This window comes from Brucella pseudogrignonensis (assembly GCF_032190615.1).
In the GTDB taxonomy this organism is placed as follows: domain Bacteria; phylum Pseudomonadota; class Alphaproteobacteria; order Rhizobiales; family Rhizobiaceae; genus Brucella; species Brucella pseudogrignonensis_B.
In genome coordinates this window covers 1,258,786-1,277,101 of the sequence record NZ_JAVLAT010000001.1, presented here as the reverse complement: position 1 = coordinate 1,277,101, position 18,316 = coordinate 1,258,786, and the positions used below count along the sequence as shown (strand labels likewise).

The window sequence follows — 18,316 nt, the reverse complement described above, 5'->3', positions numbered from 1 at the left end:
CCGGCTAATCACCGTGCGCGATTAACTTGCGCATGGTGATCGACGTTGTGCGGTCAAAACCCGGATGAGATGTCTCGGCAATCTTGCGAAAGCCAAGCTTTTCAAAAACAGCGTGATTACGCGTGAGTTCTATCCGCGTTTGCAGTTCTAATTCTGGCTTGCCATGCGCAACAGCCTGCTGCTCTGCTTCTTCCATCAACCTGCGACCGATGCCTTGTCCCTCAAAAGCGGGCGCGACTGCGAGCTTCCCGAGATAGAAGTGATCGTCTTTTTCCTTGATAAACACACAACCAGCGAGTTGGTCACCGAGAAAAGCTGCAAAGCCCAGTTCGTCCCGGGCCTTGGTCTGCAAGTTTTCAACCGTTAACAAATGTGCGGACGATGGCGGGTCGATCACGCCATCCATATAAGCAAAGCTATCCCGAATAAGCTTGAGAAGCTCGCCCCATTGCTGAAACTCTGCACCAATAAAAGCGATACGAACAGAATTCATTTGGGTTTGCGGGTCTTGTAACGAATGGTCTCAAAACGCACGTTCAATGCATTGTAGAGCAATAAGCGGCCCACAAGGGGTTCACCAATGCCTGTTACAAGCTTGATCACTTCCATGGCTTGCAAACTGCCAATCACACCCGGCAATACGCCAAGAACTCCAGCCTCAGCACAGGTGGGAACGGACCCCGCTGGCGGCATGTCTGGAAACAGATCTCGATAGGACGGGTTTTGTGTGCCGTCAGCGCCTTTTGCATAGGGCATGAGGACCGTCAGCGTGCCATCAAAGCGCCCCATAGCGCCTGAAACCAGCGGACGCTCGGCAAGCCAACTTGCGTCGGCCAAAGCATAACGGGTGGCGAAATTGTCCGACCCATCAACCACCACATCATACTGGCTGATTAAAGCCTGCGCATTTTGGCCATTCAGCCGCAAGGCGTGCGTTTCGACACTCACATGCGGGTTGATGCGGGCGACAGATGCTTTGGCGCTCTCAACCTTGCTCTGCCCTACGCTGTCTGTGTCGTGGATCACCTGCCTTTGCAGGTTGGAGAGCGAAACGGTATCGTCATCGACAAGGCCAAGTGTGCCAACGCCTGCGGCAGCCAGATATTGCAGCACCGGCGCGCCAAGCCCACCTGCGCCGACAATCAGCACACGAGCAGCTTTGAGCTTCTGCTGCCCCGGTCCACCGATTTCCGGCAGCACGATATGGCGCGCATAGCGCTCTAATTCTTCAGATGAAAAAGGCTTTGATGATGCATTCATGATGCTTGAACATAAGCCTGCTCACATGCGCTGTCAGCGACTATTTTCAGATTTTCGTCAGTTCGCCTGCTGCGACATTGAAAAACTGCGCGTCGCCTTCAAGCGCTTCAAACAGCGAACGGTCAGTGCCGGTCATGAAAGCCTGTCCGCCAAGATCATCAAGAATGCCGAACAGAGCCGCACGGCGTCCCGTATCGAGATGGGCGGCGATTTCATCGAGCAGCAGAATCGGCGCCATGCCGGAAAGCTCGCCGGTCAGGCGCGCATGGGCGAGAATGAGGCCAATCAGGAGAGCCTTCTGTTCACCTGTCGAGCATAGCGCGGCAGGCATTGATTTGGGCCGATGCTGCACAATCAGATCGGTGCGATGCGGACCGTCCAGCGTGCGTCCTGAAGCGCGATCACGCGGACGGCCATCGCGTAACAGACGGCGAAAATCCTCTTCCAGATCAAGGGCTGCTTCCAGACCGATGCGCTGCTCAAGCGAACCTTCCAGAAAGCAATCAGCTTTCGGAAATGGACCATCGCTGGGTAATCGCTCAATCATCGCAGCAATCAGCCGCATCGCTTCCGCACGCGCTGCTGCTATAGCGATACCAAGCTCAGCCATCTGGCTTTCAATCGCATCCAGCCATTGATTGTCGCTGTTGCCGTCACTGAGAAGGCGATTGCGCGAGCGCATTGCCTTTTCATAATCCAGCACACGTTTGCCGTGGCCGGTATCAATGGCCAGCACCATGCGGTCAAGAAAGCGCCGCCTGTCCGATGCGCCACCCGTGAACAGCCCGTCCATTGACGGCACCACCCACAAAATACGCGCATAATCGAGAAGCTCGTCACCGGACGCTGCATTAGCGTTGATACGAACCTTGCGGCCACCTTCGCCGCCGCCCGCCGTCCCGGTGCCGATTTCGGCATCACCGTAGATCATGCAATCCAGTGTGGCGTGAATGGCAAAGCCATCATGTCCGGCTGTACGCGCGACATCATCATAAGATGCACGCCGCAGCCCCCGCCCGGGAGATAGAAAAGAAAGCGCTTCAATAAGATTGGTTTTGCCGGAGCCGTTTTCGCCTGTCAGCACCACATGTCCGGGGCCGAGTGGAAGCGTGAGTTCCGCATAGTTACGGAAATCAGAAAGTTTAAGCCGCCGGACCGATACTCGATCCGGGCGGCTTTCTATGTTGTTTCTTGTTTCCACTATCCGCTTCTTTAAGGGCTGTCGCTATTCTGGTTATGGCGAGCCGAAAATGGTGGTTTTCGAGAACCGGAGCGCAGCGTACTGATAGTACGTGAGCACCGGATGCGGAGAAAAGCGCCATTTGCAGGCCGCCAGAGCCTGAATAGACGCCCTAGACGCGCATCGGCATCAGAACATAGAGCACATCTTCATCGCCGGTATCGCGTACAAGCGTTGGCGAGCCAGCATCAGCCAGCATGAAGACCGCATCCGAGCCCGAAAGCTGACTGGTGATATCGAGCAGATATTTCGAGTTGAAGCCGATGTCGATTGGATCATCATTATAATCGGCTGCAAGTTCGTCCGTCGCGCTGCCCGAATCGGGATTGTTGACGGTGAGCGTCAGCTGACCATCGGCAATCGAAAGCTTGACCGCACGGCCGCGCTCGCTCGAAATTGTCGAAACACGATCAACGGAAGCTGCAAAATCCTGACGGCCAATCGTGAGCTTCTTATCATTGCCCGAAGGAATCACGCGCTGATAATCCGGGAATGTACCGTCGATCAGCTTGGACGTCAGAACAACCGAACCAACAGTAAATCTGATCTTTGCGTCAGATAACTCCACACCCACAACCGTATCGGGCACGTCGACGAGCTTCTGAAGCTCTGCGACGGTTTTGCGCGGAATGATGATACCCGGCATGCCTTCCGTGCCCGAAGGTGCTTCAAGTTCAGCACGCGCCAGACGATGACCATCGGTCGCTACTGCACGGAGCTTGAGCGCCCCGTCGCTTTCAATCGGGTGAAAATAAATACCGTTGAGGTAATACCGGGTTTCCTCCGTCGAGATCGCAAATTGGGTGCGATCAATCAAACGCTTCAAAGCCTGCGCTTCAATGCGGAACGTATGGGTAAATGAACCCGAAGTCAGTTCCGGGAAATCGGACTGTGGCAAGCATTGCAAGCGGAATGACGACTTGCCTGAGACAACCGACATCGAGCCGCCATCAGGATTGGTCGACAACATCACCTCTGCGCCGTCGGGAAGCTTGCGCACGATATCGTAAAGCAGATGTGCTGGAACTGTCGTAGCGCCGGACTGTTCGACCATCGCAGCCGTTGCTTCGTTGACTTCAAGGTCAAGGTCGGTGGCTTTCAGTGCAAGGCTCGCGCCCTCGGCTTGCAAAAGCACATTGGACAGAATCGGAATCGTGTTGCGGCGTTCAACAACGCGATGCACGTGATTGAGGGATTTAAGAAGGTTCGACCGTTCCAGGGTTACACGCATATTGAAACGCACTCGCTCTCTAGGACTGGGCAACCGCGCGACGAGCAGACACCCTTATCAATAAGGCACTTACCGCGCCCGAAGGTTTGTTAGAGTGCCAGATTTATAAGCTTAAAAGCAAGCCCATGCCGCATCTCAAATCGACACGGTATGGGCTTTTTGTTGATAACCACTGTGAACAGCGGGGATGTCTGCGAAACTAGGCAGCCTGATCGTTAATCAGACGTTTCAACAATTCCAATTCCTGCGCAAGCTTGGCGTCAGCACCGACCAGATCTTCGATCTTGCGAACCGCGTGAAGAACGGTGGTGTGATCGCGACCGCCAAAGCGTCGGCCAATTTCCGGCAGAGAGCGCGGTGTCAACATCTTGGCCAGATACATGGCAACCTGGCGCGGCTTGACGATGGTGCGGGTGCGGCGGCTCGACAGCAAATCCTGCTTCGAGACGTTGTAATGGCGTGCAACGATGCGCTGAATTTCTTCAATGCGAATGCGCTTTGGCTCACCAACGCGGGTCAAATGACCGAGCAATTCATCAACGCGATCAATCGAAAGATTAGGCTCAAACGACTGACGGAACAGAAGCTGGTTAAACGCGCCTTCCAGCTCACGCCCCGATCCGGTGACGGTGCGGGCAACATGCGAAAGAATTTCATCGCTGATGTTCAGGCTTGGATCTTCAACCTGTGCCGCAGTCAGGCGACGGCGCATCATTTCAACGCGCATTTCATAATCTGGTGCTGCAACTTCAAGAGCCACGCCGCCCTGAAGACGCGAGCGAACGCGAACGTCAAGCGATTCCAGTTCCGATGGTGCGCGGTCAGCGGCAACAACAACCTGTTTGGCGCTATCGAGCAATGTGTTGAGCAGATGACAGAACTCATGCTGGATCGACTTGCCTTGCAGGAACTGCATGTCGTCGATGACCAGAAGGTCGATGTCGCGCAGCTGTTCCTTGAAAGACAACGCGTTGTTATCGCGGATAGCGGTCGCAAAGCGCCACATGAAATATTCAGCGGTCAGATAAACGACGCGTGCCTTTTCCTGGCGCTGCAGAGCGGCTGCGGCGATTGCCTGAAGCAGGTGGGTCTTACCAAGACCAACGGAGGCATGAATGAAAAGCGGATTAAAGCGAACTGCACTTGTGCCTGCTTCTGCAATGGTACGGGCGGCCGCCAAGGCCACACGGTTAGACGCACCATCAATGAAGGAATCAAACGTGTAACGCGGATCGAGCGGTGAGCCGAGAACAGCACCAGAGGCGGCGACAGAGTCAGCAACAACGGCAGAACCACGCTTCTCCGCGCTTGGCTGGCCGACAGGAAAAGCCACCTTCTCGCGCACACCTGAAAGCGGCTTTGTTTCAGAGACTTCATTGGTTTCAGCAGGTGCTGCAGCACGAACCACACGGCTCATTCCGCGCACGACAACTTCGACTTTGAGAATCTGAGGGTTTTCTTCCTGCCACAACTCTGTCAGCAGGTCGGAATAGTGATTGTTGATCCAAGAGCGCAAGAAGGCTGTTGGAACCGACAAGCGAACAACGCTCTTGGAAAGATCGTCAAGCTTAAGGCGACCGAACCAGCTCGAATAGATCTCGCTGCCAACGCGGGCTTTAAGCTTTGCTGTCAGACGCTCAAAAACGTCATCACCAACTGAATTCTCAGCGCTCACCACGAGGCTGTTTTCTTTTACGGTTGCAGAAGATCCATGGATACGGTTCGCATGCGCATCATCACCCATCGTTGCCGTCGACTTACCAGTCATCATTGCCATCGTCTCGCCTGCCTTCACATTCTTACGCGCCATTTTTATGGCGCTTATCGTTTTTTCCTGCTTAAGGTCGCCTGATCTTCTGATCTGGTCGCCTCGCTGGTACTCACACTACACTGACACCTCAACCCTGAGGGCCAAACTCAAACTTCTCTACGCTCAAACAGCTATCACGGACCGGTGTCCGGATGCTCCTTTCCGGCTACGCGTTACGACTCACACAATTCTTACTCAAGGCTGATTGCCCGGAACGACTCTCGCGACAACCATTCAATTAACGAGGATGTGCCTAAAACAGCATTCCGGTTAATGAATAGTAAGCAAGCGTCAAAAGAGACAAACTTAATAGGAACAGGAACTTACGACCAGAATTAAGCAATCGCGGACTCAATTTCCCGCGTCAAAAGATTTTTCAATTGTATGCTAACTCCGGGCTAAGACCCACCCCTCTTGAGCTCTGACTTTAACGAAGCCTTGCGGCAAAGAGCAAGCCTAGAATCTTCAGTTTTTTCTTCAATTAAGACTTGCACTGCTTGAGAGAGAGGACTGAGAATCGCGTGCAGAAGAAATAACACCTTTGGATTCAATACGTTTCGTTTGGCGTTTTTTTAGGTGGCCACGATATGTTCTCCGAGAAAATAAATTTTTTAAATTTGCTTGACTCAGCCCCTCTTCCGAGTCCTTTCGACGGGCTGTGGATAAGTGTGGACAACGACAAGCAAGCTTTTGAAAAAAATGAGAAAATTTTGATTGCAGATAAGTAAAAAACTAGAGGATTTCACTAATCACATGAAAAATTACTAAAGAATCATAGACCTGGAATGACACATCACTTTGTTTAGAAAAACTCCAAAAAAAGAAAACCCGGCTAACAATGAGCCGGGTTTCCAAAATCTAATTCTAATTTAGACTAGATTAGGCGTTCAGAGCCTTAACGCGTGCAGCAAGGCGCGAAACCTTACGAGCAGCTGTATTCTTGTGAACAACGCCCTTTGAAGCAGCGCGCATCAGTTCTGGCTCAGCAGCCTTGAAAGCAACCGTTGCTGCTTCCTTATTGCCGCTCAGGAGCGCATCTTCAACCTTGCGGAGGAAAGTGCGAACGCGCGAACGACGCGATTTGTTGATTTCGGTGCGGGCAGCGATCTTGCGCACTGCCTTCTTCGCCGAAGGAGTATTGGCCATAAATGCCTCTCTTTTTCTGTCAGCAGCCCACGGTCAATAACCGTCAGGCACAAAAACCTCTAGGGCAGCCATAATGCCTAGGGCCGCCGATCCGTGGCGGGCTTATAGATCAGCTTTGCCTGCGCGTCAACGAGGATTCTGATCTGAAGCCCTGTCAAAAGGCCGGATATGCGGCCTTCTGGCGCAAATTATGGCGCACAAGCCAGCGAGAGCGCTTCATTTTCAGCCTCTCACGCTCATCACATCAGCGATTCTTGAAGGATGGCGTCCGTTTGTCGATAAATGCAGACATGCCTTCTTTCTGATCTTCGGTCGCGAAAAGCGAATGAAACAGACGGCGTTCAAAACGCAGACCTTCATCCAGCGTCGTCTCATAAGCCCGGTTGACCGATTCCTTGACCATCTGCACCGAAGGCTGCGAGAAAGACGCAATACGCTCGGCCGCTTTCAATGCTTCCTCGATCAGCTCTTCGGGTGCGACAAGCCGTGAGACCAGACCGCAACGCTCGGCTTCTTCCGCATCCATCATGCGGCCTGTCAGGCACATATCCATGGCCTTGGACTTGCCGACATAGCGGGTGAGGCGCTGCGAGCCACCCATACCGGGCATAACGCCCAGTGTAATCTCCGGCTGGCCAAATTTGGCATTGGTGGCCGCGATAATGAAATCACACATCATGGCAAGCTCACAGCCGCCGCCCAGCGCATAGCCGGAAACAGCTGCAATGATCGGCTTGCGGGTGCGATCAACCTTGCGCCAGTCGGCAAACATGTCTTGCAAATAAGCATCGACGAAGTTGATAGGCTGCATTTCCTTGATATCTGCACCAGCAGCAAAAGCCTTTTCAGAGCCGGTGAGCACGATCGCACCAATTTTGCCATCGCTGTCGAAAACTGAAAGCGCTTCGGTCAGCTCTTTGAGAACAGTGCTGTTTAATGCATTGAGCGCCTGTGGCCGATTAAGCCGAACAAGTCCTACACCGCCGCGTGTTTCTACAACGATCGTTTCATAAGCCATGAGAAAGTCTCTCCTCCAAAACCAGTACGTATTCCGCCGACAAGCTGGACCAGACGTTTCAATTTAACAAGACCAGCGCATAGTTAAGTTTGGCACGAAGCGCAGAAAAACGTGGAACGTCCCGACTGTACCGCGCGCTCAATCTTATTTTTGCAGCCGGGTGCACGACAGGGCTGCGCCTCCCGCCCATAGGCGGAGAATGAATGCTGGAAATAGCCAAGTGCGCCATCTGCCTGAATGTAATCTTTCAAACTTGAGCCGCCCGCGGCAATCGCCTCGGCAATCACAGTGCGAATATCCTGCGCCAGCTGATCAAGAAGTTTTTTATCCTTAGCAATAGAGCCCGCAGCTCGCATTGGTGACAGACGTGAGCGCCAAAGCGCCTCGCAGACATAGATATTGCCAAGCCCTGCTATCAGCCGCTGATCAAGCAGCGCTGCTTTTAAAGGCGTCTTGCGGCCCTCAAAGAGTGCGCCAAGCAATTCGCCTGAAAGGCTGTTGCCGGTTGGTTCAACGCCCAGACCTTTCAAAAAAGGATGGTCATTCAAAGCGCCATCTTCTGCAAAGAGCATGAAACCAAACCGTCGCGGATCATTATAGATGATGCGTGCAGCTGAGCCATTTGCGCGTTTTAGATGAAAAACCACATGATCATGTTTGGTGAGTTTGGAACGCTCATGATGGAAGTCGCCCGGCATTTCTTCCGTGTCATCCGCCTCTATCCGAAACGAGCCGGACATGCCCAGATGGCTGATGATCGACAGCCCGTCATCCAAATGCATGGTCAGATATTTCGCACGTCGCCCCAAAGCATCAATATTGCGTCCTGTAAGGCGCTCCGCAAATTGATCAGGAAAAGCAAAGCGTAGATCAGGCCTGTTCTGCTCGACATGTTCTATTTTTGAACCTTCCATAAAAGGCTGCAAACCACGGCGAACTGTTTCAACCTCAGGCAATTCGGGCATTTTTCATCTTTCGGGCAGGAAAAGTAACAAGCGGTTGCAATGATATAATGCTGCTTAGCGGCATTTGCCATCCGTTAACCCAAACCACATCCAGGTCGCATAGAACCTATATTAACGTTTTATTTTCCTTGTTTCTTAAACTCATCACAATTGGCAGGCACTAAAAGGAAACCCAATGAGACTTTAGTTCAGGGTAAGTAACATGCCGACTTTGATGACGCGCTTTATCAAAAACAGATCGGGTGCAGCGATGATCGAATGCACACTCATCGGTGCGCTTGCGATTATTGCCGTCATTAGTGGCATGGCACTGTTTGCCGGAAAGCCTGCTTCTGCCTTTGATTATAAAGCAGCGCAGATTCAGATGACCGAACGCAATTAAGTTGTCTCACTGCATAGAGATTTGAATAGCCACCCGGTTCACGCCGGGTGGCTATTTGTTTATTGATTGAACCAGAAATTCTAATCGCCGAGGAATGTCATGACCGTTGAAATCATTACCGCGAAATCAGCCGATAGCCGCCCTGTCTGGTTCATCTCGAAGAATGCCGTCGATCAGGCCGGACTATCGCCGGATTTGGCAGCCTGGGCAAAGGCGAATGATTTTAATGGTGAGGCCGGCCGTGTTCTCGTGCTGCCCGGTCAAGACGGCGCGATTGCAGGTGCGCTGTTTGGCACAGGTGATGCGGAACAGAGCGGACAGTCACAGCTTCTTGCCGGAAAGCTTGCACGCAGCCTTCCCGAAGGCGACTGGCATATTGAAGGCACGCCAGATCATGCAGAACTGGTAACACTCGCCTTTCTGATGGGCGGCTATAATTTTACGCGTTACCGCAAGGGCAGCGACAAGCTCATCCGTCTGGCCGTACCCGACAGTGTTGATGCGGCAGAAACGCAGCGCATAGCTGATGCCGTGACGCTCACACGCGATCTCATCAACACGCCGACCAATGATATGGGGCCGGATGCTCTGGAACAGGCAGCGCGTGATCTTGCGGCGAAAAGTGGCGCAAAACTCAGCACCGTTGAGGGTGAGGCGCTTCTCGAGCAGAATTTCCCGATGATCCATGCGGTTGGTCGTGCGGGCAGCATTGCACCACGCCTGATCGATCTCACGTGGGGCAAGGACAGCGATCCAAAGATTACGCTGGTCGGTAAAGGCGTGTGCTTTGATACCGGCGGTCTCGACATCAAGCCTGCAAGCGGCATGTTGCTAATGAAAAAAGATATGGGCGGCGCTGCCAATGTGCTGGGTCTTGCCTCCATCATCATGGATGCCAAACTGCCCATTCGTCTGCGCGTACTCATTCCGGCTGTTGAAAACTCGATTGCAGGCAACGCGTTCCGCCCAAGCGACGTGCTGCAAAGCCGCAAGGGATTAACGGTTGAAATCGGCAACACCGATGCGGAAGGCCGCCTGGTACTGGCTGATGCACTGGCATTGGCCGATGAAGAAGAGCCGGAACTGATCATTGATATGGCAACGCTGACGGGGGCTGCACGTGTGGCGCTCGGCCCTGATCTGCCGCCTTTCTACACGCATGATGATGCCCTTGCAGAAAGCATTGCGGAGAAGGCCATTGAAACCGCCGATCCGCTGTGGCGGATGCCGCTCTGGCAGCCTTATGCGCAGAAACTTTCATCGCGCGTGGCGGACATCAACAATGTCACCACCGATGGCTTCGCCGGTTCGGTTACCGCTGCTCTGTTCCTCAGCCGCTTTGTCGAAAAGGCAAAGAGCTGGGCGCATTTCGATATTTTCGGCTGGGTGCCCGTTGAAAAGCCTGCCTCGCCTGTCGGTGGCGAAGCACAGGCCATTCGTGCGGTCTATGCGCTTCTCAAGCAAAAATATCCGGCGAAATGAAATCGCTTGCTTGCAAAGCGAAAACGGCGTTGAATGATACGGAACCGAAACGATATCAAGCGTTGCGTAAAATATGCCCGTTGAATTGAAGCCTTTGCAGGCGCTGACATTGTTGAGAACGCTGTCACTGGCGCAGGTGCGGGATGAAATGCCTGACCTTACAACGCGGCAGACCGCCATTCTTCTAACCATTTATCTCGAGCCGCCGCCGCATACGGTGCGGGGGCTCGCAGCCAAGCTTGATGTCACCAAGCCGGTGATTACGCGAGCGCTCGACACGATGGGAACGCTTGATCTCGTCTCCCGGCATCGTGATGAAAAAGATCGCAGAAATGTGCTAGTAAAAAGAACGGTCACGGGTGCGCTGTATGTCGAAAGACTGGGTGATCTCGTGATTGCTAACGCCCGGGAGTTACCATTGTGAGCATGCTTGATCGTCGTCTCAACGCCTACCGTCCCGATCTTGCCGATGAGCGGCTGAATGGTCAGGTGGAAGCGAGCCGCTTTACCGCAGGCACGCTGATGCAGGTTTCTGATTCCGTGGTCGATCTGCGTGCAGAGCCACGCCCCGACAGCGGGCCGCAGACGCAAATCATCTTCGGCGATATGGTGCGCGTCTTTGAAGAGCAGGACGGCTGGTGCTGGGTTCAGGCTGAACGCGACGGCTATACCGGCTACGTCTCGGCTGCTTCACTGGCAAAGCCTGTTGGCGAGTCGACGCATATGGTGATTGTTCCACGCACGTTCGTCTATCCCGGCAATGATCTTCGTTTTCCGCATTCTCAGGCGCTATCCCTTGGTTCACGGGTACGAATCGTTGGTTCGTCGGAAAAGCGCGGTACCGAATATGCCTTGCTTGAGAGTGGAGAGGCACTGATCGCAAAGCATCTGGCGCCTTTGGGCCAACATGCGGATGACTTTGTAGCGGTTGCCGAAACGCTTCTGCACACGCCGTATCTTTGGGGCGGCACATCAGGCTTTGGCATCGATTGCTCTGGTCTGGTGCAATTATCGATGTGGGTTGCTGGTAGATCAGTTCTGCGCGATTCGGACATGCAGGAAAATTCGCTCGGTGACATCATCGAGCCTAATGCCGATTATTCCAATCTCAAGCGCGGCGATCTCGTCTTCTGGAAAGGCCATGTCGCGATCTGCCAATCGCCGGAGATGCTTCTTCATGCCAGTGGTCACACCATGACCGTAACGCTTGAACCGCTGAAGGACGCAATTCAACGCATCGCGTATCTTTACGATCTGCCGACGCTCATCAGAAGGCCATAAATGAAGAGCAAAGGGACATTATGGATTGCAGGGCTGGCACTTGGCCTCACGGCCTTTTTCCCTTCTGCCATCTCCTTTGAAAGAATCGCCCGCATGACCATCACCGCTGCACCAGCGAGCTTTGCCAACGTCAACGGCATTGAGATGTATTATCGCGTTGTCGGTAAGGGACCGCCGATTCTGCTTATTCATGGCGGTCTGTCCGACCAGCATGTCTGGGATGCGCAATTGCCGATTCTCGCACGCAATCACATGGTCATCGTTGCTGACAGTCGCGGACAGGGGCGTTCGACCCGTACGACGGAGCCGCTCAGCTATGAACTGATGGCCGACGATTATGTAGCACTGCTCGATTATCTCAAGATCGACAAGGTTGACCTTGTCGGCTGGAGCGATGGCGGCATTATTGGTCTCATCATGGCGATGCGCTATCCCGGCAGGCTGAAAAGCGTGTTTGCGCAGGCGGCCAATATTTCGCCGGAAGGCTCGACCGGCTATGCGCTGGCGCGCGCCGAAGGCAAGCCACTGCCTGAGCTGCGCCATTATGAGAGCATCGATAAGGAAATCCATGCACTTTGGGCCAATGAGCCGAATTATACTGCGGATGATCTCTCAAAGATAAATGTGCGCACAGCGATCGTGATCGGTGATCGCGACACGGCAATCACGCGCGAACATACCGAATTTATGGCGCATCATATTCCGGGCGCCAGCCTGATCATTCTGCCCGATTCGGGCCACGGCGTTCCCGCTGAGAATCCCCGGCTTTACGCGCATGCAGTGCTAAAATTCATTGCGAACGATAAGCAGAGCGATCCAAAAACCGCCAACAAGTAGATCAGAGCATTTCCAGTTTTCATTATGTCAGCAGAAATGCTCTATCTATTTGTTTCACCGCACATCTTGTTCCGAAAACCGGCTCCCACTTTTCGGGATGTGCTCTAAATACGGTTTGGCAGCACACGATCCGGTGGGCGATGACCGTCAAAAAACGCTCTGATATTGATGATGACCTTGTCGCCCATATCGACACGGCCTTCAATCGTCGCTGATCCCATATGCGGCAACAGCACGACCTTGCCTTTTTCGGCAAGAGACAACAGACGCGGATTGGCGGCGGGTTCATTCTCGAAAACGTCGAGCCCTGCGCCGGCGATTTTACCCTGTTCGATCAGATCGACCAGCGCATTTTCATCAATAATCTGACCGCGCGATGTGTTCACCAGATAAGCGGTTGGCTGCATCAACGCGATGCGCCGTGCCGAGAGCAAATGAAATGTGGCTGGCGTCGACGGGCAATTGACCGAAATAATGTCCATGCGAGCCAACATCTGATCGAGACTATCCCAATAAGTCGCTTCCAGCTCTTCCTCAACCTGCGCGTTCACGCGCTTGCGGTTGTGATAATGGATCGACAGGCCAAATGCCTTTGCACGACGCGCAACGGCGGTGCCGATTCGGCCCATGCCGACGATACCGAGGCGCTTGCCCCAAATGCGACGTCCAAGCATCCAGGTCGGCGACCAGCCTGGCCACTCGCCATCGCGCTCGTTGAGCACATTCGCACCCTCCACCAGACGGCGCGGCACCATAAGCAGCAGCGCCAGCGTCATATCGGCGGTATCTTCAGTCAGCACATTGGCGGTGTTGGTGACGGTGATGCCGCGCTTTGCAGCGGCGGCAACGTCAATATTATCAACGCCATTGCCGAAATTGGCGATGAGCTTGAGATTGGGACCAGCCTGCTCAATGGCTGCGGCATCAATCACATCGGTAATGCAGGGCACCAGAACATCGGCTTCTTTCATCGCGGCAATAATTTCGGGCTGCGACATGCGATGGTCATCTATATTCAGGCGTGTATCGAACAGTTCCCGCATTCGGGTTTCCACCGGGTCGGGCAGTTTCCGGGTCAGTACCACCAGTGGTTTTTTCTTGTTCGACATCTCCACCCCATTTTTTGAGCAAAGCCAGCGGTAAAAAGCTTGCAGATTTCTCATGAAACCTAGGCGGCCGTTTTACACGTTGAGACCTCCTTAACCAAGAAGGTGCAATATGCGATTTTGCTTCAGTTGCTCATCTCTAGCAAGGTGGCGCTGCAAAGACAAAGAAAAACAGAACCGCGAGAGCGGCTTCAAATGCGGGCAACCGCGCAATTCATTCATTCTGCAGTTTCAGACGCTCCTCCCCCAGTGCTGAAATTGCCCCACATGACAGGACAGCGAGAGGTCAGAGTTGTACCGGGTACTTTCGCAACGCTTTTTTATCGCAACACTTTGCAGCATTGCCCTGCTGCTCGTTGGTGCGCCATTGTTGGCATCGCAAAAACACGGCGCCTATGCGCAGGCGCAATCCCGTACGCCTCTGGGTGCAAGTGGCCTGCCTGTCCCGCGCTTTGTCAGCCTGAAGCCAGCACGCGTTAATCTGCGTGTCGGACCGGGACGTGATTACGCAGTGTCGTGGCTGTTTATGAAAGCCGGCCTGCCTGTCGAAATTATTCAGGAATATGATAACTGGCGCCGTATCCGCGATGCCGACGGTACGGAAGGCTGGGTCTATCAGTCGCTTCTATCTGGCAAGCGCACAGCAATTACCGCCCCATGGCTTAAAAACGATCAGGGTGCGATGATTACCATGCGTCGCGATCCAAGCGAAACGTCGAGCTTGTCAGCCGAAGTTGAACCAAATGTCGTCGGCACCGCACGCGAATGCAATGGCCAGTGGTGCCGGATGGATATTCAGGGTGTACGCGGCTGGATCAAACAGTCAGAACTTTGGGGCGTTTACCCGGATGAGGTCTTTGATTAAAGAATACAAAAAAGCGGCTCGAAAGCCGCTTTTTTCATCGAACACTACCAGGCCGGAATGACCGAGCCTTTGAAGGTATCAGCGATAAATTGCTTCACTTCCGGGTTGTGATAGCTGCTGACCAGCGTCTTCACCCAATCGGCATCCTTGTCTTCGGTGCGCACGACCAGCACATTGACATAAGGTGCCTTTTCGCCTTCGCGGATTAATGCGCCTCCCGCCGGATCAAGGCCTGCTTCCAGCGCGTAATTGGTGTTGATGACCGCAGCATCGACATCTTCAAGCGAACGCGGCAATTGTGCAGCATCCAGCTCAACAAATTTCAGGTTCTTCGGGTTTTCCGTCACATCAATTGTTGTGACTTTCAGGCCCTTGGAAGCATCGAGCTTGATCAGACCATTGTCTGCCAGCACCAGAAGCGCGCGACCACCATTGGTCGGATCGTTCGGGATCGCGATGGTTGCACCATCCGCCAGTTCCGTAATGTTTTTCAGCTTGCTTGAATAGAGGCCCATCGGGAAGTTGACCGTTGGCGCCACTGTTTCAATTGGAAAGCCACGATCTGCAACCTGATTGTCGAGATAAGGCTGATGCTGGAAGGAATTGGCTTCAAGCGCCTTATCAGCCAGCGCCATGTTGGGAATCACATAATCAGAAAATTCCTGAATATCGATTTCCATTCCTTTCGTGGCAGCGACTTCCTTGACCTTTTCCATGATCTGCGCATGCGGTCCGGGCGTTACACCAATGCGAATTTTCTCAGCAAAAGCATTTGCTGTTGAGAACAGGGCAAAAGCGGTAGCAGCAACGATCAACTTGCGCATGGGTATCTCCAGTCAAATTGTTATCGGCGCATTCATACGGGGTTGGGAGGTCCACGAAGAGATGCGCGCGTTAAACGGAATGTGTTGGGTGAATCACTTTATGCTAAGATGAGCAACAAAAAAGCGGCCCCAAAAGGCCGCTTTTTTAGAAACTTTTACCAAATCACTTAACGTGTTTTACGACGAAGGCGGACGATAATGTCCACATTGACGATTTCCATGCCTTCCGGTGCTTCCGGCATATTGGAAACCGTTGGCTGACCGCGCTCGCCATGCGGAATATCGAACACGACATTTTCGCCTTCGAGGAAAAAATGCTGGTGATCGGAGATATTGGTATCGAAATAGGTTTTCGAACCTTCAACCGCGATGATGCGCAGCATACCGGCTTCGGTAAACTGGTGCAGTGTGTTGTAAACAGTTGCTAGCGATACGGGAACATTCGCGAGGACTGCTTCTTCATGAAGGTCTTCAGCGGAAAGATGGCGATCACCCTGCGCGTAGATCAGGCTGGCAAGCGAAACACGCTGGCGCGTCGGGCGCAGACCCGCGCTGCGAAGGCGTTCTTCCATTGAAACCATCGAGTGGCTGGCATGATAATTCTGCATATTCACCCTTGGATCCGTCACAAGCTTGTAGCAATTTCGTCAAAGATTAAACGGGCTGTTGCCCATTGCCTACTGACATTGATATATGCCGTTGCGAATTAAGTATCAATAGGCATGGTAATCCCGCCTTTTTTTGGAAAACCACGCGCACTATTTTACTGATGGAAACACTCTATGATAGAGGTGTTTCCGAATTGACGAAACTTGATCGTTCCTGAAGCCAGGAGCCATCATAAGAATAACCCTCAAGGGAGGCGTAATGGCAGAACAGAAATCGAGCTACGGGTATGAAGAGCTCTTAAGCTGCGCACGTGGCGAGTTGTTCGGTCCCGGCAATGCACAGCTCCCCCTGCCGCCAATGCTGATGGTGCACCGCATCACCGAAATTTCCGAAACCGGCGGAGAGTTCGACAAGGGCTATATCCGTGCTGAATACGATGTCAGCCCCGACGACTGGTATTTCCCATGCCATTTTCAGGGCAACCCAATTATGCCGGGCTGCCTTGGTCTCGACGGCATGTGGCAGCTGACAGGCTTCTTCCTCGGCTGGCTCGGTGAGCCGGGTCGCGGTATGGCGCTTTCGACCGGCGAAGTGAAGTTCAAGGGCATGGTTCGCCCGCACACAAAGCTTCTGCAATACGGTATCGACTTCAAGCGCGTTATGCGTGGCCGCCTTGTTCTTGGTACAGCCGACGGCTGGCTCAAGGCCGATGGCGAGACCATCTATAAGGCAAGTGACCTGCGCGTCGGCCTGTCTAAAGACGGCGACAGCGCTTAATTAGAGCGCCGTGCGCCCTCTTGGGCGCACAAAGGTCGCTCTAACACGTTAAAACAGGAGCATAATTTTTTCTTAAACGGTTTTGAGTTTAAAAAATTGTGCTCCAATCCATCATTCACGGGCGCGGACGCAGAAAAACACGAGTTTTCATGCGGCCGCGCTCAAAACATGCGAAGATCGCACCTATGTAACCGGGAACAAGGGTCAGCTCATACGGGTTGATCACACGGAACAGGTGTAAAGGAGAACGCGATGCGGCGTGTGGTCGTAACGGGTATGGGGATTGTATCCTCGATTGGAAACAACACAGAAGAGGTCACCACCTCTTTGCGTGAAGCCAGATCCGGCATTTCCCGTGCTGAAGAATATGGCGAACTCGGTTTTCGTTGCCAGGTTCACGGCATTCCAAAGATCGATGTCGAAGCACTCGTAGACCGCCGCGCCATGCGTTTTCATGGTCGCGGTACGGCATGGAATCATGTCGCCATGGATCAGGCCATTGCCGATGCGGGTCTTTCGGAGGAAGAAGTCTCCAACGATCGTACCGGCATCATCATGGGCTCTGGCGGTCCTTCGACACGCACGATTGTCGACTCCGCCGACATTACCCGTGAAAAAGGCCCAAAGCGCGTTGGTCCTTTTGCCGTGCCCAAAGCCATGAGCTCGACCGCATCGGCAACGCTTGCGACCTTCTTCAAGATCAAGGGCGTCAATTATTCGATCTCGTCCGCTTGTGCGACATCGAACCATTGTATCGGCAATGCCTATGAAATGATCCAATATGGCAAGCAGGACCGCGTTTTCGCCGGTGGCTGTGAAGACCTCGACTGGACGCTTTCGGTGCTGTTCGACGCGATGGGCGCCATGTCGTCCAAATATAACGACACGCCTTCAACTGCTTCACGCGCTTATGACAAAAACCGCGACGGTTTTGTTATTGCCGGTGGTGCAGGCGTTCTCGTGCTCGAAGAGCTTGAAACCGCACTTGCGCGCGGTGCCAAGATTTACGGTGAAATCGTTGGCTATGGCGCAACATCAGATGGTTACGACATGGTCGCTCCATCGGGTGAAGGCGCAATCCGCTGCATGAAAATGGCGCTCTCGACCGTCAAGGGCAAGGTTGATTACATCAATCCGCATGCGACTTCGACACCTGCTGGCGATGCTCCGGAAATCGAAGCGATCCGTCAGGTATTTGGTTCAGGCGATGCCTGCCCGCCGATTGCGGCAACCAAGTCACTGACCGGCCATTCGCTCGGTGCAACGGGCGTTCAGGAAGCTATCTATTCGCTTTTGATGATGCAGAACAACTTCATCTGCGAAAGCGCTCATATCGAAGAACTGGATCCTGCCTTCGCGGACATGCCTATCGTTCGCAAGCGCATCGACAATGCTCAGCTCAATACCGTCCTTTCCAACTCGTTTGGATTTGGCGGCACCAATGCAACGCTGGTGTTCCAGCGCTATCAGGGCTGACGGAGAG

The 18,316-nt window shown here is 53.4% G+C and carries 19 protein-coding genes; 8 read left to right on the top strand and 11 right to left on the bottom strand.

Going from position 1 to position 18,316, the window contains the following annotated elements; translation table 11 throughout:
• Window positions 1–4: 4 nt before the first annotated feature.
• From RI570_RS06265 to mutM, 8 genes are all read right to left on the bottom strand, one after another.
• Window positions 5–493 carry a GNAT family N-acetyltransferase gene (locus RI570_RS06265; protein ID WP_313827545.1) on the bottom strand — a complete coding sequence of 163 codons (489 nt, stop codon included), beginning with the start codon at window positions 491–493 and terminating at the stop codon, window positions 5–7.
• Window positions 490–1,260 (bottom strand): molybdopterin-synthase adenylyltransferase MoeB, encoded by a 771-nt coding sequence (locus tag RI570_RS06260; RefSeq protein ID WP_313827544.1) that lies wholly within the window; start codon window positions 1,258–1,260, stop codon window positions 490–492. Before RI570_RS06260 ends, RI570_RS06265 begins: the two co-directional genes overlap by 4 nt.
• Window positions 1,261–1,306: 46 nt before the next feature.
• Entirely contained in the window at window positions 1,307–2,461 is a 1,155-nt protein-coding gene (recF, locus tag RI570_RS06255) for a DNA replication/repair protein RecF (RefSeq protein ID WP_313827542.1), read from the bottom strand.
• 151 nt (window positions 2,462–2,612) lie between these two features.
• Window positions 2,613–3,731, bottom strand: coding sequence for a DNA polymerase III subunit beta (gene dnaN, locus RI570_RS06250; RefSeq protein WP_313827541.1), 1,119 nt, complete (start codon window positions 3,729–3,731; stop codon window positions 2,613–2,615).
• A gap of 199 nt (window positions 3,732–3,930) precedes the next feature.
• A complete protein-coding gene (gene dnaA, locus RI570_RS06245) occupies window positions 3,931–5,502 on the bottom strand; it encodes a chromosomal replication initiator protein DnaA (protein WP_313828573.1) in 1,572 nt (523 codons plus the stop codon).
• A 918-nt stretch (window positions 5,503–6,420) separates the two neighbouring features.
• Window positions 6,421–6,687 (bottom strand): 30S ribosomal protein S20, encoded by a 267-nt coding sequence (gene rpsT, locus RI570_RS06240; protein ID WP_187543721.1) that lies wholly within the window; start codon window positions 6,685–6,687, stop codon window positions 6,421–6,423.
• Window positions 6,688–6,931: 244 nt separating this feature from the next.
• Window positions 6,932–7,705 (bottom strand): enoyl-CoA hydratase, encoded by a 774-nt coding sequence (locus tag RI570_RS06235; protein WP_313827539.1) that lies wholly within the window; start codon window positions 7,703–7,705, stop codon window positions 6,932–6,934.
• An 83-nt stretch (window positions 7,706–7,788) separates the two neighbouring features.
• Window positions 7,789–8,670, bottom strand: coding sequence for a bifunctional DNA-formamidopyrimidine glycosylase/DNA-(apurinic or apyrimidinic site) lyase (gene mutM, locus RI570_RS06230; RefSeq protein ID WP_313827538.1), 882 nt, complete (start codon window positions 8,668–8,670; stop codon window positions 7,789–7,791).
• Window positions 8,671–8,872: 202 nt separating this feature from the next.
• Between mutM and RI570_RS06225 the strand changes: the two genes are divergently transcribed.
• The 5 genes from RI570_RS06225 to RI570_RS06205 all read left to right on the top strand — a co-directional run bounded on the left by RI570_RS06225 (window position 8,873) and on the right by RI570_RS06205 (window position 12,652).
• Window positions 8,873–9,052 (top strand): Flp family type IVb pilin, encoded by a 180-nt coding sequence (locus RI570_RS06225; RefSeq protein ID WP_313827536.1) that lies wholly within the window; start codon window positions 8,873–8,875, stop codon window positions 9,050–9,052.
• Between the two features lie 99 nt (window positions 9,053–9,151).
• Window positions 9,152–10,534, top strand: coding sequence for a leucyl aminopeptidase family protein (locus RI570_RS06220; protein WP_313827535.1), 1,383 nt, complete (start codon window positions 9,152–9,154; stop codon window positions 10,532–10,534).
• Window positions 10,535–10,607: 73 nt separating this feature from the next.
• A complete protein-coding gene (locus RI570_RS06215) occupies window positions 10,608–10,958 on the top strand; it encodes a MarR family winged helix-turn-helix transcriptional regulator (protein WP_313827534.1) in 351 nt (116 codons plus the stop codon).
• A gap of 2 nt (window positions 10,959–10,960) precedes the next feature.
• A complete protein-coding gene (locus tag RI570_RS06210) occupies window positions 10,961–11,815 on the top strand; it encodes an NlpC/P60 family protein (RefSeq protein WP_313828572.1) in 855 nt (284 codons plus the stop codon).
• Window positions 11,816–12,652: an alpha/beta hydrolase gene (locus tag RI570_RS06205; RefSeq protein WP_313827533.1), complete on the top strand. Its 837-nt coding sequence runs from the start codon at window positions 11,816–11,818 to the stop codon at window positions 12,650–12,652.
• Window positions 12,653–12,756: 104 nt separating this feature from the next.
• Here the strand turns inward: RI570_RS06205 and RI570_RS06200 are convergent, their stop codons facing one another.
• A complete protein-coding gene (locus tag RI570_RS06200; protein WP_250039348.1) occupies window positions 12,757–13,761 on the bottom strand; it encodes a 2-hydroxyacid dehydrogenase in 1,005 nt (334 codons plus the stop codon).
• Window positions 13,762–14,050: 289 nt separating this feature from the next.
• On the opposite strand from RI570_RS06200, the gene RI570_RS06195 reads away from it, so the two are divergent.
• Complete coding sequence (locus RI570_RS06195; protein ID WP_313827531.1) at window positions 14,051–14,623, top strand: SH3 domain-containing protein; 573 nt, start codon at window positions 14,051–14,053, stop codon at window positions 14,621–14,623.
• A gap of 44 nt (window positions 14,624–14,667) precedes the next feature.
• Here RI570_RS06195 and RI570_RS06190 read toward each other — a convergent pair whose 3' ends face one another.
• Both RI570_RS06190 and irrA read right to left on the bottom strand, forming a co-directional pair.
• A complete protein-coding gene (locus tag RI570_RS06190) occupies window positions 14,668–15,447 on the bottom strand; it encodes a MetQ/NlpA family ABC transporter substrate-binding protein (RefSeq protein WP_313827529.1) in 780 nt (259 codons plus the stop codon).
• A gap of 167 nt (window positions 15,448–15,614) precedes the next feature.
• Window positions 15,615–16,055: an iron response transcriptional regulator IrrA gene (gene irrA, locus RI570_RS06185; RefSeq protein WP_140904767.1), complete on the bottom strand. Its 441-nt coding sequence runs from the start codon at window positions 16,053–16,055 to the stop codon at window positions 15,615–15,617.
• A gap of 259 nt (window positions 16,056–16,314) precedes the next feature.
• Between irrA and fabA the strand changes: the two genes are divergently transcribed.
• Together fabA and fabB are read left to right on the top strand one after the other, a co-directional pair.
• Entirely contained in the window at window positions 16,315–16,833 is a 519-nt protein-coding gene (gene fabA / locus RI570_RS06180) for a 3-hydroxyacyl-[acyl-carrier-protein] dehydratase FabA (protein WP_024898331.1), read from the top strand.
• Window positions 16,834–17,085: 252 nt separating this feature from the next.
• The gene (gene fabB, locus RI570_RS06175; protein ID WP_313827523.1) at window positions 17,086–18,309 is read left to right on the top strand and encodes a beta-ketoacyl-ACP synthase I; all 1,224 of its coding nucleotides are present in this window, start codon (window positions 17,086–17,088) and stop codon (window positions 18,307–18,309) included.
• Window positions 18,310–18,316: the final 7 nt, after the last annotated feature.

What these genes read in the sequence shown, in the direction of transcription:
- RI570_RS06265 (WP_313827545.1), bottom strand. Translation starts at nt 493, where the DNA reads ATGAATTCTGTTCGTATCGCTTTTATTGGTGCAGAGTTTCAGCAATGG.
- RI570_RS06260 (WP_313827544.1), bottom strand. Translation starts at nt 1,260, where the DNA reads ATGAATGCATCATCAAAGCCTTTTTCATCTGAAGAATTAGAGCGCTAT.
- dnaN (WP_313827541.1), bottom strand. Translation starts at nt 3,731, where the DNA reads ATGCGTGTAACCCTGGAACGGTCGAACCTTCTTAAATCCCTCAATCAC.
- dnaA (WP_313828573.1), bottom strand. Translation starts at nt 5,502, where the DNA reads ATGATGACTGGTAAGTCGACGGCAACGATGGGTGATGATGCGCATGCG.
- rpsT (WP_187543721.1), bottom strand. Translation starts at nt 6,687, where the DNA reads ATGGCCAATACTCCTTCGGCGAAGAAGGCAGTGCGCAAGATCGCTGCC.
- RI570_RS06235 (WP_313827539.1), bottom strand. Translation starts at nt 7,705, where the DNA reads ATGGCTTATGAAACGATCGTTGTAGAAACACGCGGCGGTGTAGGACTT.
- mutM (WP_313827538.1), bottom strand. Translation starts at nt 8,670, where the DNA reads ATGCCCGAATTGCCTGAGGTTGAAACAGTTCGCCGTGGTTTGCAGCCT.
- RI570_RS06225 (WP_313827536.1), top strand. Translation starts at nt 8,873, where the DNA reads ATGCCGACTTTGATGACGCGCTTTATCAAAAACAGATCGGGTGCAGCG.
- RI570_RS06220 (WP_313827535.1), top strand. Translation starts at nt 9,152, where the DNA reads ATGACCGTTGAAATCATTACCGCGAAATCAGCCGATAGCCGCCCTGTC.
- RI570_RS06215 (WP_313827534.1), top strand. Translation starts at nt 10,608, where the DNA reads ATGCCCGTTGAATTGAAGCCTTTGCAGGCGCTGACATTGTTGAGAACG.
- RI570_RS06210 (WP_313828572.1), top strand. Translation starts at nt 10,961, where the DNA reads ATGCTTGATCGTCGTCTCAACGCCTACCGTCCCGATCTTGCCGATGAG.
- RI570_RS06205 (WP_313827533.1), top strand. Translation starts at nt 11,816, where the DNA reads ATGAAGAGCAAAGGGACATTATGGATTGCAGGGCTGGCACTTGGCCTC.
- RI570_RS06200 (WP_250039348.1), bottom strand. Translation starts at nt 13,761, where the DNA reads ATGTCGAACAAGAAAAAACCACTGGTGGTACTGACCCGGAAACTGCCC.
- RI570_RS06190 (WP_313827529.1), bottom strand. Translation starts at nt 15,447, where the DNA reads ATGCGCAAGTTGATCGTTGCTGCTACCGCTTTTGCCCTGTTCTCAACA.
- irrA (WP_140904767.1), bottom strand. Translation starts at nt 16,055, where the DNA reads ATGCAGAATTATCATGCCAGCCACTCGATGGTTTCAATGGAAGAACGC.
- fabA (WP_024898331.1), top strand. Translation starts at nt 16,315, where the DNA reads ATGGCAGAACAGAAATCGAGCTACGGGTATGAAGAGCTCTTAAGCTGC.
- fabB (WP_313827523.1), top strand. Translation starts at nt 17,086, where the DNA reads ATGCGGCGTGTGGTCGTAACGGGTATGGGGATTGTATCCTCGATTGGA.